The sequence below is a fragment of the Delftia sp. WSY_22 genome (genome assembly GCF_043104185.1).
GTDB classification, from domain to species: Bacteria; Pseudomonadota; Gammaproteobacteria; order Burkholderiales; family Burkholderiaceae_C; genus Comamonas; species Comamonas tsuruhatensis.
Genome location: NZ_JBICKN010000018.1, coordinates 214,556 through 229,105, shown reverse-complemented (window position 1 = coordinate 229,105; position 14,550 = coordinate 214,556). Strand labels below are relative to the sequence as shown.

The 14,550-nt window shown below is 70.8% G+C and carries 12 protein-coding genes; 5 read left to right on the top strand and 7 right to left on the bottom strand.

Translation table 11 applies throughout. The features are described 5' to 3' along the window. Position 1: 1 nt before the first annotated feature. From ACF8NF_RS10895 to ACF8NF_RS10880, 4 genes are read left to right on the top strand one after another with little or no spacing between them, the layout of a single operon-like run. Positions 2-550, top strand: coding sequence for a TetR/AcrR family transcriptional regulator (locus ACF8NF_RS10895; RefSeq protein WP_016446240.1), 549 nt, complete (start codon positions 2-4; stop codon positions 548-550). A gap of 1 nt (position 551) precedes the next feature. Then, positions 552-2,327 carry an MFS transporter gene (locus ACF8NF_RS10890; protein WP_016451598.1) on the top strand — a complete coding sequence of 592 codons (1,776 nt, stop codon included), beginning with the start codon at positions 552-554 and terminating at the stop codon, positions 2,325-2,327. A 29-nt stretch (positions 2,328-2,356) separates the two neighbouring features. Further along, positions 2,357-3,604, top strand: coding sequence for an HlyD family secretion protein (locus ACF8NF_RS10885; protein ID WP_392450585.1), 1,248 nt, complete (start codon positions 2,357-2,359; stop codon positions 3,602-3,604). Next, complete coding sequence (locus tag ACF8NF_RS10880) at positions 3,601-5,055, top strand: efflux transporter outer membrane subunit (RefSeq protein ID WP_016446237.1); 1,455 nt, start codon at positions 3,601-3,603, stop codon at positions 5,053-5,055. The genes ACF8NF_RS10885 and ACF8NF_RS10880 overlap by 4 nt, the downstream gene beginning before the upstream one ends. Here ACF8NF_RS10880 and ACF8NF_RS10875 read toward each other — a convergent pair whose 3' ends face one another. The 3 genes from ACF8NF_RS10875 to dsrO form a co-directional block, all read right to left on the bottom strand. After that, on the bottom strand, positions 5,056-8,256 hold the full coding sequence (locus ACF8NF_RS10875) for a tetrathionate reductase subunit A (RefSeq protein ID WP_392450584.1): 3,201 nt from the start codon (positions 8,254-8,256) through the stop codon (positions 5,056-5,058). A gap of 78 nt (positions 8,257-8,334) precedes the next feature. Continuing rightward, positions 8,335-9,378 (bottom strand): NrfD/PsrC family molybdoenzyme membrane anchor subunit, encoded by a 1,044-nt coding sequence (gene nrfD, locus ACF8NF_RS10870; protein ID WP_203400827.1) that lies wholly within the window; start codon positions 9,376-9,378, stop codon positions 8,335-8,337. Between the two features lie 16 nt (positions 9,379-9,394). Next, positions 9,395-10,240, bottom strand: coding sequence for a sulfate reduction electron transfer complex DsrMKJOP subunit DsrO (gene dsrO, locus ACF8NF_RS10865; protein ID WP_392450583.1), 846 nt, complete (start codon positions 10,238-10,240; stop codon positions 9,395-9,397). Between the two features lie 333 nt (positions 10,241-10,573). Here dsrO and ACF8NF_RS10860 point away from each other — a divergent pair, with 333 nt between their 5' ends. Continuing rightward, complete coding sequence (locus tag ACF8NF_RS10860) at positions 10,574-11,038, top strand: hypothetical protein (protein WP_012206046.1); 465 nt, start codon at positions 10,574-10,576, stop codon at positions 11,036-11,038. Here the strand turns inward: ACF8NF_RS10860 and ACF8NF_RS10855 are convergent. The 4 genes from ACF8NF_RS10855 to ACF8NF_RS10840 all read right to left on the bottom strand — a co-directional run bounded on the left by ACF8NF_RS10855 (position 11,023) and on the right by ACF8NF_RS10840 (position 14,521). Beyond that, positions 11,023-11,424, bottom strand: coding sequence for a hypothetical protein (locus ACF8NF_RS10855; protein ID WP_392450582.1), 402 nt, complete (start codon positions 11,422-11,424; stop codon positions 11,023-11,025). The genes ACF8NF_RS10860 and ACF8NF_RS10855 overlap by 16 nt on opposite strands. 11 nt (positions 11,425-11,435) lie before the next feature. Further along, on the bottom strand, positions 11,436-12,242 hold the full coding sequence (gene dsbG / locus ACF8NF_RS10850) for a thiol:disulfide interchange protein DsbG (RefSeq protein ID WP_392450581.1): 807 nt from the start codon (positions 12,240-12,242) through the stop codon (positions 11,436-11,438). Beyond that, on the bottom strand, positions 12,239-13,237 hold the full coding sequence (locus ACF8NF_RS10845; RefSeq protein ID WP_392450580.1) for a TlpA family protein disulfide reductase: 999 nt from the start codon (positions 13,235-13,237) through the stop codon (positions 12,239-12,241). The genes dsbG and ACF8NF_RS10845 overlap by 4 nt, the downstream gene beginning before the upstream one ends. An 84-nt stretch (positions 13,238-13,321) precedes the next feature. Beyond that, entirely contained in the window at positions 13,322-14,521 is a 1,200-nt protein-coding gene (locus ACF8NF_RS10840) for an MFS transporter (RefSeq protein WP_392450579.1), read from the bottom strand. Positions 14,522-14,550: the final 29 nt, after the last annotated feature.

The following is a 14,550-nucleotide window of genomic DNA, read 5'->3' as shown; positions in this document are numbered from 1 at the left end:
CATGACTTCCAAAAGACCCAGTGCCGATATCCGCCGCGCCCAGTTGCTGGACGCGGCCGATGCCGTGTTTTCCGAGCATGGCGTGACCGCGCCGCTGGACCTGGTCGTCGAGCGCGCCGAGGTCGGCCGCGCCACGCTGTACCGGCAGTTTCCTGACCGGCGTGCGCTGATGCTGGCGCTGCTGGAGCGTTCGCTGGACAGCATGCGCAGCGCGGCCGAGGCCATGGCCGAGGACGACGACGCCTTCTACAAGCTGCTGTCGCGCCTGGCCGAGCGCATTGCGGTCTCGGCCCCCATCACCGATTACTGGCGCACCGTGGAGCGCGGCGACGAGGTCATCGCCCAGGCCCGCGTTGCCATGTGGCAGATCTTTCGGCCGGCCATGGACCGGGCCGTGGCCTGTGGCCATTGCCGCCAGCCGCTGACGCAGGCCGAGCTGTCCCTGGTCTTCGGCATGCTGGGCGCCTCGCTGCGCGGCGAGACGCCGCAGCAGCGGCGCACCCTGGCGCGCAAGGCGCTGCAGATCGTCTGGCAAGGCCTGAAGGCCTGACATGGCCACCACACCCACTCCACCGGGGCCCGTGCTGCCCCCGTCGCCCCCCGTCGTCTACCTCAAGCCCCCGCCGGACTGGGAAGAGCATGAAAAGCCCAGCCTGCCGGGCTCGCCGTCCATGCCGCTGCACCAGCCGGCCGTGCGCGCCGCCTATGGCCTGATCGCCGTGCTGGTGGCGCTGACGGGCGGCCTGGGCAATGCACTGTTCACGGCCAACCTGCCCACCATCCAGGGCCAGATGGGGCTGACGTCTTCCGAGGCCGCCTGGCTGACCGGCGCCTACGTCATGCTCAACATGACGGCCAACCTGCTGGTCTACAAGTTCCGCCAGCAGTTCGGCATGCGGCTGTTCGCCGAGATCGGCCTGGGCCTGTATGCGCTGCTGACGCTGCTGCACCTGGTGCTGGGCAGCTACACCAGCCTGCTCATGCTGCGCGCGGCCAGCGGCCTGGCGGGCGCCACCTGCAGCACGCTGGGCACGCTCTACATGCTGCAGGCCGCGCCGCGCAAGCATGTGCTCAAGATGCTGGTGATCGGCGTGGGGCTGGGGCAGATCGCCACGCCGCTGGCCTGGATCCTGTCGCCGGGCCTGCTGTTCAACAGCGAGTGGCACAACCTCTACCTGTTCGAGGCCGGCCTGGCCCTGATTTCGTTCGCGGGCGTGGTGGTGCTCAAGCTGCCGCCGGGCGTGCATATCCGCAGCTTCGAGCGGCTGGACTTCCTGACCTTCTTCCTGATGGTGCCCGGCGTGGGCCTGCTGATCGCCGTGCTGGTGCAGGGCTACAACCACTGGTGGCTGGACACGCCCTGGCTGGCCTGGATGCTGATCGGCTCCATCGTCCTGCTGAGCGTGGCACTGTACATCGAGCACCACCGCCGCAATCCCATGCTGCAGACGCGCTGGTTCGTGCTGGCGCCCACGGTGCGCTTCGTGATCGGTGCGCTGCTGCTGCGCTTTCTGACCACCGAGCAGACCTATGGCGTGATCGGCATGCAGCGCATGCTGGGCATGACGGTGGACCAGATGCAGCCGCTGTTCATCGTCATCCTGCTGGGCACCATCGCGGGCATTGCCGTGTCGGCGCTGACCTTCGGGCTGGAGAACATGGGCAAGCAGATCGTGGGCTCCATCGTGCTGTTCGCGCTGGCGGCCTGGCTGGACCACAGCCGCACCAGCCTGGCCCGGCCCGAGGACTTCTTCGGCAGCCAGTTCCTCATGGCCGTGGGCGCGGGCCTGTTCATGGGGCCGCTGATGCTGATCGGCGTGGTGCAGGGCCTGAAGTTCGGCGCGCACTACATGCTGACGGCCATCGTCACCATCTCCATGACGCAGGCCATGGGCGCGCTCATGGGCTCGGCCCTGCTGAGCACCTACCAGATGCACCGCGAGCAGGTGTATTCGGCCGCCATCGTGGCCGATGTCGATCCCACCGACCCCATCGTGGCCGACCGCCTGCGCCTGCAGCAGCAAAGCCTGGCCCGCGTCATTGCCGACCCGGCCCTGCGCGCGGCCCAGGGCACGGCCCAGCTGGCGCAGGCGGCACGCCGCGAGGCCAATGTGCGCGCCTACAACGACGTGTTCGCCCTCACGGCCGGCGTGGCCGTGCTCTACCTGCTGTGGACGCTGGCCCTGGCCGGCCGCGCACGCCAGCGCGCCTTCGTGGAGCGCATGCGCGCCGCCGCTGCCGATGCCTCGGCCATGCGCGGCACCGATGCCGCCGCGCCGCAGGACGCGCCGGGCCAGCCGCCCACCCAACCCGTCGCCCGCGCCTGAAACCGTTCGCCCAGAGAAAAGACAACAACATGAGTGACTCCGAAAATTCCAATGGCGGCACGGCCGCCTCTGCCTCGCCTGCGCCGGCTCCCGCTGCGGCGCCTTCGCCATCGCCATCGCCTTCGCCTTCGCCTTCGCCTTCGCCTTCGCCTTCGCCTTCGCCCAAGCTCATCAAGCCCTCGCTGCGCAGCGTGCTGGTGATGCTGGTGGTCGCACTGGCCGGCGTTCTGCTGGTGCTGCGTGCCTGGAACCTGTTCCCCTTCGCGGGCACCGTGGTCAGCACCGACAACGCCTATGTGCGCGGCGCCGTCACCGTGCTCGCGCCCCAGGTCAGCGGCTATGTGACCGAGGTGCTGGTGCAGGACTACGAGAACGTCAAGGCCGGCCAGCCCCTGGTGCGCATCGACGCCCGCACCTACGAAGCCGCCCAGGCCCAGGCCCAGGCCCAGCTGGCCAATGCCCGCGCACAGCTGGCCAATGCCGACCAGACCCAGGCGCAGAACCGCGCCACGCTGGGGGCCAGCCGCGCCGGCCTGGCGGCGGCGCAGGCCGAATCCGACCGCGCCGCAGCCGAGCTGCAGCGCGTGCAGGCGCTGTCCGAGCGCGGCTCCGTCTCGCTCAACGAGCGCGACAAGGTGCGTGCCACCGCGCGCCTGGCGGCCACCAACGTGGCCAAGGCCCAGGCCGACATCGAGATCAACGCCCAGAAGATCAAGGCGACGACGGTGAACCGCGCCTCGCTCGAAGCCCAGGTCCAGATGGCCGAGGCCCAGCTGCGCCAGGCCCAGATCAACCTGGACAACACCGTGGTGCACGCGCCCGGCGATGGCCAGGTCAGCGAGGTCGGCGTGCGCCGGGGCCAGTACGTCACGGCCGGCTCCCAGCTCATGTACGTGGTGCCGCACACGCTGTGGGTGGTGGCCAACTTCAAGGAAACCCAGACCGCCCGGGTGCGCATAGGCCAGGCAGTGCGCTTCAGCGTCGATGCGCTGGGCGGCGCCCACCTCACGGGCCGCGTGCTGGAGATCGCGCCGGCCACGGGCTCGGAATTCAGCGTGCTCAAGGCCGACAACGCCACGGGCAACTTCACCAAGGTCGTGCAGCGCCTGCCGGTCAAGATTGCAATCGATCCCGACCAGGAGCTGGCCGCCAGGCTGCGCGCGGGCATGTCGGTGGTGGTGCGGCTGGATACGGCGCAGCCTGAGCCCCAACCCGCACAGCAGCCCGCACCGCAACCCGCACGGCAGCCCGCACCCCAACCGGAGGCCCGCCCATGACCGCCCGCGCACTGGCCATGGCCATGGCCTGCGCTGCCGCGCTGGCCGGCTGCAGCGTGCCGCCGCTGAGCACCGCGCCTGAAGCGGCCCGGCCCGCCGTGCCCGCCCAGTGGAGCGGGGCAGGGCAGGAGCCGGCCGCTGCCGTCCAGGCATCGTGGTGGCAGGCCTTTGGCGATCCGCTGCTCACGCGCTGGGTGGAACTGGCCCAGTCCCGGAACAACGATGTGCTGCTGGCCCTGTCGCGCGTGGATGAGGCGCGGGCCAACCTGGATGTGGCAGGCGCCGCGGGCCTGCCCCAGCTCTCGGCCACGGCCGGCGCCTCCACGGGCCGCAGTCTGGGCGCGCGGGGCCTGGCGCACACGCGCTCGGTTCAGCCCGGCCTGCAGGCCAGCTGGGAGCCTGATCTGTGGGGCCGCATCGCCCATCTGGAAAAGGCCGCCGCCCTGCGCCTGCAGGCCAGCGAGGCCGACCGCGACGCCGTGGCCCTGGCCGTGGCGGCCACCACGGCCCAGGCCTATGTGGGCCTGCGCTCGCTGCAATCGCAGCTGCAAGTGGCCCAGGCCACGGCCCGCTCGCGCGAACAGGCCCTGCGCCTGGCCGACGAGCAGGCGCGCGTCGGCTACACCTCGCAGCTGCAGCTCACCCAGGCCCAGGCCGAGCTGCAGGGCGTGCAGCAGGCCGTGGAGCAGCTGGAGCTGTCGCTGGCGCGCCAGCGCACGGCGCTCCTGCTGCTGGCCGGCGGCGAGGGTGACGAGCAGGCCGCCGCGCTCATGGCAACAACCGACGGCCAGTCCGCTGCGCTGGGCGCACCGCCGCCTGCGCCGGCCGCCGGCCTGCCTTCGGCGTTGCTGCAGCGCCGCCCCGACATTGCACGGGCGCAGCTGCAGCTGGCGGCCGCCGACGAAAGCCTGGCCGTGCAGCGCACCGCCTTCCTGCCCCAGGTCTCGCTGACGGCCAGCGCCGGCAGCCTGCTGGTCAATGCCCTGCAATACCACCCGGCCACGGTCTGGGCCCTGGGCGGCAGCGTGCTGGCGCCGCTGTTCACGGGCGGGCGGCTGCAGGGCCAGTTCGACGCCGTGACCGCCCAGCGCGACCAGGCCGCCTATGCCTATCGGGGCGTGGTGATCAAGGCCCTGGCCGATGTGGAAAACGCCCTGGTCGGCACCCGGCGCCTGCAGTCGCAGTGGCAGCACGCCAGCGAGCGCGAGGCGGTGCTGCAGCGCTCCCTGGGCTTTGCCAAGGACCGCTACGAGGCCGGCTACGCCAGCTACCTGGAAGAGCTGGACGCCCAGCGCAATCTCTACCAGGCCCAGCAGGAAGTCATACGCCTGCGCCAGAGCCAGCTGGAAAACGCCATTGCGCTGTACCAGGCGCTGGGCGGCGGCTGGCAGGCCGCCACCACACCAGTGGCCGCACCCGTCGCTGCACCTGTCGCCAGCCCCGCCCGCTGATCAGACCTTCTCGATGCGCGCAGGCAGCCCCTGGCGCACCGCGGCGCCCGACACCCAGTCCACCCACACGTTTTTGCAGCCGGGCCGCGTGGGATCGGCAAAGCCCAGGTCGTTGAGGTTCACGCCATTGGCATGCTCGGCGTTCACCGGCATGGGCTGGCCGTCGATGCTGTGGCGGCCCGCGCCCAGCTCGCGGTGGCCGTAGCCGTGCTCGATGGCCACGGTCCCCGGCATCACGCCGTCGCGCACCATGGCCACGGCCGTCACCGCGCCGCCCGGCGTGCGGATGCGCACCGTGTCGCCGTTGGCGATGCCCAGCCGCTCGGCGTCATCGCGGTGCAGGGACACCGGGTTGTGCGGATGCACCTGGCGCAGCCGCGAGACGGCAATCGACATGGAACTCATCAGGTTGGACTTGTACGAGGTCAGCAGCAGCGGCCATTGCTGCTCGCCGAAATGCGTGCGCATGGCGCTGCCGTCGGCCAGCCGCGCCGGATACCAGGTGGGGCAGCCGCTGTAGCGCTCGCCCGTCATGGCGTGGCGCATGCGGGCCAGCTCCTCGCTCCACACTTGCAGGGCAGGCGCGTGGGCCTTGCGGGTGTGGCCGTCCTTCCAGGCGTCCTCGATGCGGTCGAAGCGCCCGCCGCGCGTCAGCAGCATGGCCACCTGGCGCCATTCATCGTCCTTCAGGCGCTGGCGCAGCGCGGGCACCAGCCTGTCCACGCCGGTGATGGCGATGTCGTCATCGCTGGCCGCCGGCACGGGCTTGCCGCCTGCCCAGGCCACGTTGGCCAGGGCATGGATGAAGAAGTCCTCGGCCGAGCGCAGCGCATGGGGCTGGCCCTGGGCGTCCTTGATGGCGGCCTCGCCAAAGCCCGGCAGGCCCAGCCGTTCTGCCACGGCAAAGAGAAAGCTCTCCACGTTCACGGGCTGGCCGCCGGCCGTGCGCGCCACGGCGGGCTGCACCACGGGCCAGCGAACGGTGGAGCTTTTGGCCACCACGTCGGCCCAGGGCGCCGAGATGCCCCAGCTCTCGTAGGTCACGGTATCGGGCACGATGAAATCGGCCAGCGCGCTGGTCTCGTTGATGAAGGGGTCGATGGAGACGATCAGCGGCAGCTTCTTCGGGTCCTTGAGATCGTCCACCAGCGCATTGCGAAAGCCCGCAATGCCGTAGACGGGGTTGCTCATGTGGTTGATCCAGGCCTTGGCGCGGTAGGGGTAGCCGGCCAGCGCGCTGGCCAGCATCTCGCTGGACAGGCCGCCCACGGCCGGGTACCACGGGGCCTGGGCGGCGGGGTAGTCCTTCGCGCCCTCGGGCTGGCCCTCGCGCTTGCGCTGGAATTCCGCGCTTTTCTCGTAGGGCTGGCGGTGGCGTGACAGCGCCAGGCCGCGCGGCTTGACCTTGCCGTCGAAGTTGGCGAAGTCATAGCGCGGGCCCGGGCCGAAGGGGCCGAACGGGCCGGCATCCAGCACCAGGCCGCCCTGCACGTTGAGGTTGCCCACCAGGGTGTTGAGCATGCTGATGGCGTAGGCGGTGTAGAAGCCCGCGCCGCTCATGGTGCCGCCATGCGCATCGGCCACGGCGCGCTTGCCATGGCTGGTGAACTCGCGCGCCAGCGCCTCGATCTCGCCGCGCGCCACGCCGCACAGCGCCGCGTATTCGTCCAGTGTCTTGAGGCTGGCCTGCTCATGCAGCTTGGCCAGCGAGGAGCAGACCGACAGCTCGGGGGCCTGGTCCGCGCCTTCTGCCTTCAGGCCGGGCACGGCCACGCAGGTGCGCACCATCAGCTGTGCAGGCTCGGCCTGGGTGTGCGGCGCCAGGCTGCCATCGGCACGCTGCACCACGAACACATCCTGGGCCGGCTTGCCGTCTTCGGCTGGCGCGGGCAGCGCCCAGCCCAGGTCGGCGCCGCGCAGAAAGCTGCCGTGGCGCGGGTGGCTGGGCTCGTTGACCAGCAGGTGCGTGGCATTGCTCCAGGACGCCTCGCCCGCCGCCTGCATGGCGGCCGGGCCGGGCTGGGCGAGAAAGCCCGTGTCATGGCGTGCCTCGTCCAGGATGACGCGGATCAGCGCCATGGCCAGGGCCAGGTCGCTGGCCGGCTTGACGGCCAGCCAGCGGTTGCCGCTGCCCGCAGCCAGGCTGGACGAGGTGGGCAGCACGGGCGAGACCACCACGTAGCGGAACCGGTTGTCCTCGCGCGAGCGGGCCTCAGCCAGTTCGCGGCCCTGGCGCTGGAAGGGGTTGCCGGACTGTGCGGGCGCCGCGCCGATGAACAGGCCGAAGCTGGCATGGCTCCAGTCCGGCTTGCCGTGCGGCATGCCGGGCAGGTCGCCCAGGGCCGCTGCCGCACCCACGCGAAAACTCTGGCCGCAGTAGGCGCCGTGGTTGCTGACGTTCACGGTGCCGAAGGACGGCCCCGCAAAGCGGCGCAGCAGCTGGGCGCGGCCTTCGTTGGAGGCGTCGGTCACCAGCAACTGGTTGGAGCGCGGGCCGAACTCGGGGTTGTCGGCGTCCAGCGGCGTCTTGGGGTCCCAGATGGCACGCAGGCCATCGACCTGGCCTTCGCCGAACAGATCGCCGCCCTCGCAGACTTCCTGCACCAGCTGCTCGAAGGAAATGCTCTGCCAGCGGCCGCTGCCGCGCGGGCCCACGCGCTTGAGCGGGGTGAGCACGCGGTGCGGTGCACTCTGGTGCTCCAGCATGGACGAGCCGCGCGCGCAGGACGTGGCCCGGCCCTCCAGGCCCAGCTCCTTGCCCAGCTTGGCGTAGACCTCGCGCACGGGTTCTTCCATGGCGGCCGGGCGCGTGGTGGCCAGCGGGTGGTAGGGGTTGCCTGCCACGCGCAGGATGCGGTTGCTGGCGGTATCGACACGCACGCGCACGCCGCACTGCGTCCAGCAGCCCAGGCAGCTGGAGGGGCTGACCACCTGGCCGGGCTGGGTGGCGAGCGCGCCCGTGGCCGGGTCGATGCGGAACTCGGGCGTCAGCGAATTGCCGCGCGTGGCGCTGGCCGTGGGCGTGCCCGAGCTGCCTGTCACCAGGCCCTTGGCGCCACGTGCCAGCGTCTCGCCGTAGCCGGCCGCAAAGGCGGCCAGCCCACCGGCGGTGAGTCCGCCGCGCAGCAGCAGGCGGCGGCGGGCGGCCTCGGCATCCAGGGAATCTTCGGGGGCTTGGGGGAGTTTCTTCTTGTCGGTCATGAAAGGCTTTCTGTGGCGCGGCCGGCCGGTGGCGGGCCGCGCTCCGTGAATGGGTGAGGGGTCGTCAGGGCGGCGGTGTCAGAGGGCGCGGGCCGCGGCCGAGCGCGCGGGAAACAGCTCCAGCGCCCAGGTGGCCAGCGTCACCAGTGCAATGCACAGGCCGGCCACGCCCAGCATGCCCAGCAGGCCGTCGCCGCCCAGCGGCATGTGGTAGATGTACAGGCCCGCGCCGTACTTGGGCACGCCTTGCACGCCCATGAACAGCGCCCAGCGGAAGGCCCAGGCCGCGGCGGCCAGGCCCAGCCCCAGGGCCAGCGTGTAGCGCGGGCAGGCCATGCGCTGCCCACCCCGGACCAGGGCCCACAGCAGGGCGGCACCGGCCACGGCCGAGCCCAGCATGCTCAGGCGCCAGACCGGAAACTGCTGCCACAGCTGCAGCGCCGCCTGGAAGGAGCGGCCCTGGCCCAGCCAGCCGGCAACGGCCCAGACCCCCACCATGGCCAGCAGGCACAGCGCCAGCGCCAGGCCCAGCATGCGCAGGGCCTGCAGGGCGCCGGCATCGGGGCGGTGGCGGGCGGGCAGAAAGCGCGCCGTCACCAACATGCAGCCCACCGTGGCCAGCCAGCCCGTGAGCGCCAGGTTCAGCGGCACCCACAGCGTGTTCCACAGCGGGCGCGAGCGCACGGCCATCAGTTCGGCGCCGGTATAGGCGGTGATGGTCAGCGCCGACACGGCCAGCAGCGGCGCCAGCCAGCGCAGCCACCGCGGCCGGCCCAGCCACCAGGCCAGCACGAAGGCCAGCGCCAGTCCCACGAAGGCCGGCAGCAGCAGGGCGCCCACCGACATCCACGACCACGGCGTGAAGTGCGCATAGAAATGCCAGAAGCGCGCAGGCTGGTGCAGGTCGGCCAGCAGCGACACGGGCGCGGCGATGGCGCTGACGGCCAGCACCAGCACGGCGGCCGGCAGCAGGCGCGCCATGGCGCTGGCGCGCGGCGCCCAGGCGCAGGCGGCGGCCAGCAGGGCGGCGCCCGTGGCAATGCCGGCCAGGAAGAAGTACTGCACGGCCCAGGGCAGCCAGGCCGATTCGTAGGCGGGGGTCAGGAGTTCGACGATGTGCATGGGGTGCTCCTTGCGTTCAGTGGGAAGTGACCAGCCGCACGCTGGCCTGCCCGTCCACGCCGTCGACGAAGGCGTCGGGCAATCCCAGGTAGTACACATGCGGGTCCGTGCCCATGGCGGGCTTGAGCACCTTGAGGTCCTTGGCGTGCTCGCGCATGCGCTGGCGGATCTCACTGCCCTCGTCGTTGAGGTCGCCGATCACGCGGGCGCCGCCCACGCAGCTTTCCACGCAGGCCGGCAGCAGGCCGGCTTCCAGGCGGTGCTCGCAGAAGGTGCACTTGTCGGCGGTCTGCGTCTCGTGGTTGATGAAGCGCGCGTCATAGGGGCAGGCCTGCACGCAGTAGCCGCAGCCCACGCAGCGCTCGTTGTCCACCAGCACGATGCCGTCGCTGCGCTGGAAGGTGGCCTGCACAGGGCAGACCGGCACGCAGGGCGGGTTGTCGCAGTGGTTGCACAGGCGCGGCAGGTTGAGCATGGCCGGCGGCAGGTCCTCGTTGCCCGCGTGCTGCACCTCGTACTGCAGCACCGTGGTGCGGAACTGGCCCAGCGGCGGCAGGTTCTCCATGGAGCAGCTCACCGTGCAGGCCTGGCAGCCTATGCAGCGGCGCAGGTCCACCAGCATGCCGTAGCGCTTGCCGGCCTCGCCGGGGCGGCGCGGCGGCTGGAAACCCGTGGTGCTGGGCGCGGCCGCCGTCACGGGCAGGGCCACGGCCGCCATGGCGGCGGCCAGCAGGTCCTGCAGGAAGCCGCGCTTGCCTGCGGCGGGCTGCGCATGGGAGAGGGTAGGGGCGAGGATGTCCTGGGTGGAGGGCTTGCAGCTGCAGTCGTTGCAGCCGCTGCCGGCGCGGGATGTTTTTGGCATGGCCTGTCTTTCATCGTCCTGCGGCCACGGATCGTGGTCGCTCAAACTCAATAAAGCATTAAAAATATGCTTTTTATATTGAATTTAATATATGAAATTCAGGGCCTTGGTGGCTTGATGTGAGTCAAGCAATGGGCTTGCAAAGTGCCACCGACTGCCTGCCATGGACAGGCGCCCAAGGCAGTCCATAGCGTGTGGCGCGGGGATTAAGACGGGGTTAACAGGGTGACTGCATTCCTCGGGAATGCGGGGCGCGTATCGGAAATCACCCTCTTGTTTCCGTGCGCGGCCCCGGTCTACGCTGCTTGTGTCGCCACTGCCAAGGAGTTCTCCATGAACCATGCCCTGAACAGCCTTGCTTCGGAACTGGACCTTGCCGCCGAAGCCGGCGAGCACCTGAGGCTGCAATTCACACAGGCCTGCGTGGACCGCATCGCGCACCTGCTGGAAGACCCGGACGTCATCCGCTGCGCACAAGGCCTTCGCCGCTACCTGGACGGCCAGATCGACAGGCAGGAGCTGGACCGCCTGGCCCGCGAGGCCGCCAGCCTGGCCAACCACCACCAGGGATCACGCTCCCTCGACGGCTGCGGCCATGCCGCCGTGTCCGCCACCTATGCCACGGCCCATGGGCTGGCGGGCCGGGCGCTGCAGGCGGCCGACTATGCGGCCTACGCCATGGTCTATGGCGAGGGCGGCCACGGCGCCGTCACGGACCGGGAATCGTTCGAGCCCGAGTACCAATGGCAGGCGCGCTGCCTGGCCTCGCTGGCGCAGGCCGCTCAGCAGCGCACGTAGCACCAGGCCGACTGCTGCAGCAGGGCCAGTGACTCGATGCCGCCCTGCGGCAGCACGCGCATGCCGGCAGGCGCCTCGCGGCCCAGCTTCCTGAGCGTGTTCGGGCAGACCAGCGCATGGGCCAGGGCCTCTGCATCCAGATGCTGCGGCGTGCCCGGCGCGGCATCCAGCAGTGCCTCGACGGCCGGGCCGTTGATGACGATGCGGACTTCGGCACCGGGCCGGTCCTGGCGCAGGTTGGCCAGATTGCTGCGTGCACGGGCCAGGGCGCCGGGCGTGGGCGCATGCAGCACGATGCGCAGCGGCGGCGCATCCGGCCGGGCGGGGAACAGGTCGCTCCAGTCGCTGGAGGCGGTGGAATCGACGGGACAACGGCTTGTGCTCATGGTCGTCCTCATCATTTCCTGCCACGCGGCCCCATGACCTCTTCCAGCAGGCCCGGCGGCAGGCCGGTGCGTACCTGCACCAGCCCCTTGTCATCCTTCCAGACCAGGGCCGGCGTGGCACGCAGGCCCCAGGTGGACATCAGCGAGGCATGGCTGGCCAGCACCTGCCGCGTGGCCTGCGGCACCGGGGCCAGCGACGTGGCGCCCGCGCCTTCTGCGCTGGCGCGGCCGGCCTTGGCATAGGCACGTGCGTGCTCGGCCAGGGCCTGCTCTGGCTGGCGCGCGGTCAGCATGGCGGCGGCCTTGCCCTCGCTGCTGGGCTTGAGGATGCCCACCAGAATGTGGCGCAACTGCACCTGGCCGCTCTCCACCCAGGGCCGGGCATCGTTCCACAGCTGGTTGCAATAGGGGCAGTTGGGGTCGGTGAACACATAGACCGTGCGCGGCGCGTCGGCGCGGCCATCCGGTATGGACTGGGCGCGCTGCACATCGCTCCACAGCTGCTCGCCCATGGGCTTTTGCACGGCGGCCTGCAGGGCCTGGGCGTTCACGTCGCGGCCCTGGGCGTCGATGACCGTGCCCAGCACCCAGTGCTTGCCGTCAGGCATGCGGTAGATGGGCACGGGCTGGCGGTCGCGGTAGGCGGCCCAGGCCTTGAGTCCGCCCACGGCCGGCAGCGGTCCCACCAGGGTCAGTCCCTGCTGGGCCAGGAAATCCTCCGATGGCAGCTCGGACGCCGCAGCCGGCAGGGCCAAGGCTGCCGACAGTGCCAGGGCTCCTGCCAGTGCAGGCAGGGGAAACAGGGGGGAAGCGCTCATGAACATTCCTTCAGATGCTGGGCCAGGCTGGCGCGCGACAGCTCGCCCATGCGCATGCCGCACAGCCGGCCGTCGGCACCATAGAAATAGGTGGAAGGCAGGCCCCGCTGGCGCCAGTGCCGGCCGGCCTGCTGCTGCGGGTCGAACAGCACCTGGGCCAGCGGCAGCGGGGCCGTCGCCTGCTCGCGCCGCAAATAGCCCATCACGGCCTCTGCCGTCTCGCCCTGGTTGATCCAGATGAAACGCTCATCGGGCCGCTGCTGCTGGGCCTGGGCCAGCACCGGCATCTCGCGCCGGCAGGGCGGGCACCAGGTGCCCCAGAGGTTGATCACCATGGGCTTGCCATCGGCCTGCTGCAACTGCTGCAGCGAGACCGGCTGCGCCTGTCCGTTGACCAGGGTGAAGGCCGGCAGGGCCGGTGCATCTGCGGAGGGCAGCGCCTGCAGCAGGCTGCCCAGCACCAGCAGGGCCGCCCCCGCGCCCAGCGCCAGCCCTGTGGCGCGGCGCAGCACCGGGGAGCGGCGGCTGCGCCACAGCATGTACAGCAGCGCGGCCAGCAGGCCGGCCCACAGGTTCCATCCCCCGTCGCGGATATCGATGATGCGGCCTGCGAAGGCCGGCATCCCGCTCCAATCCCAGGGAGCAGGCGCGACCTCGGCCCACCACTGCGCGACATAGGCCAGGCGCGCCGCCAGCAGGCCGGCCAGGGTGCTCTGCCACAGCAGCGCATCCACGGCCTGGCCCGTGCGCCTTTCATTCCTGCGCGCCAGCCACTGCGCCAGCAGCCAGGCCAGCATGGCCACCACCACGCCCATCGGCAGGACCAGCGGCCCCAGCGCCAGGCTGGCGGGCAGGTGCAGCCAGGCGCCCAGCGCCGATAGCGCTGACGGCCCGCCAGGCTCTGCCGCTCCGGCAAGAACAGGCGAAGGCGCCAGCAGCAGGCCGGCAAGCAAGGGCAGGAAGGACGAAAGAAGAGGGGATGACCGGAGGTGCATGGAAGGGAGTTTCAGCCATGCGGGCTGACAGGCCGTGGATGCTGGCAGCGGGGAATTAACGGGGGGTTAACGGCCTGATGGCCATCAGGCTGCGACCGGTCCATTTCGCCCAGCCAATCCCATGGCCGCAGACAGCAGCAAGGCCGCAGCGGCCAAGCCGCCAGACAGCCAGAGCGTGGCGTGCAGCCCCCAGCCATCGACCAGTTGGCCGCCTGCCCATGAGCCCAGCGCAATACCGATGTTGAAGACGCCAACGTACAGCGCCGTGGCAATTTCCACGGCGCGTGGCGCAGCCTGCATCATCCAGGTCATCAGGCCCACCGATACGCCGCCGTAGGCCAGGCCCCAGACCAGCAGCACGGCGCCACCACCGGTTGGCGAGTCGCCCACGGACAGGAACAGCACAGGTGCCAGCAGCAGGCCCAGGGCGATCGCCGCCAGACTCGGCACCGTGCGGCGCGCCGCGATGATGCCCGCCAGGAAGTTGCCCGCAATGCCCGCGATGCCGTAAGCCAGCAGCAGCGCGCTCATCCATTGCGCATCGAACCCCGACACCGTCAGCAGCAGCGGGCGCACGAAGGTGAAGGACATGAAATGCCCGGCCACCAGCAGCAGCGTCAGTGCCAGCCCGGCCTGCAGCCTGCGGTTGGCCAGCTGATGACTGAATTGGCGCAGGCTGGCCGAGCCTGTGGCAGGCAGGGCGGGGAGAACGGCCATGTGCAGCGCCAGCACCAGTGCGCTGAAGCCTGCCATGCCACCGAATGCCCAGCGCCATCCCGCGAAATCGCCGATCAGCGCGCCCAGCGGCACGCCCAGCACCGAGGCCGCCGCCACGCCGCCAAAGATGATGGAGGTTGCCAGGCCCATCGACGCCTGGGGTACCAGCCGTGCCGCCAGCCCGCCCGCGATTGCCCAGATGCCGCCCATGCAAAAGCCCACCAGGACGCGCGCGGCCAGCAGCCAGATCAGCGACGGCGCCAGCGCCGAGGCCAGGTTGGCCAGCACGAGCAGGGCCAGCAGTCCGCACAGGATGCGGCGCCGGTCCATGCCGCCCGCCGCCATCACCACCAGCGGCGCGAACAGCGCGGCCAGCAGCGCCGGCAGCGAGATCATCAGGCCGGCCCTGCCCATGGAGGTGCCCAGGCTGCCAGCAATGGATGTGAGCAGGCCGACCGGCAGCATTTCCGTGGTCACCACGGAAAAGGTGGCCAGGCCCACGGCGGACACGGCCAGCCACGGGCGGAGCGCGGCGGGTTCGGGCCGCGTGGAGGAAGACGAATTCATGGTCCAGATCCCTTCAAACAGGTGGGGGG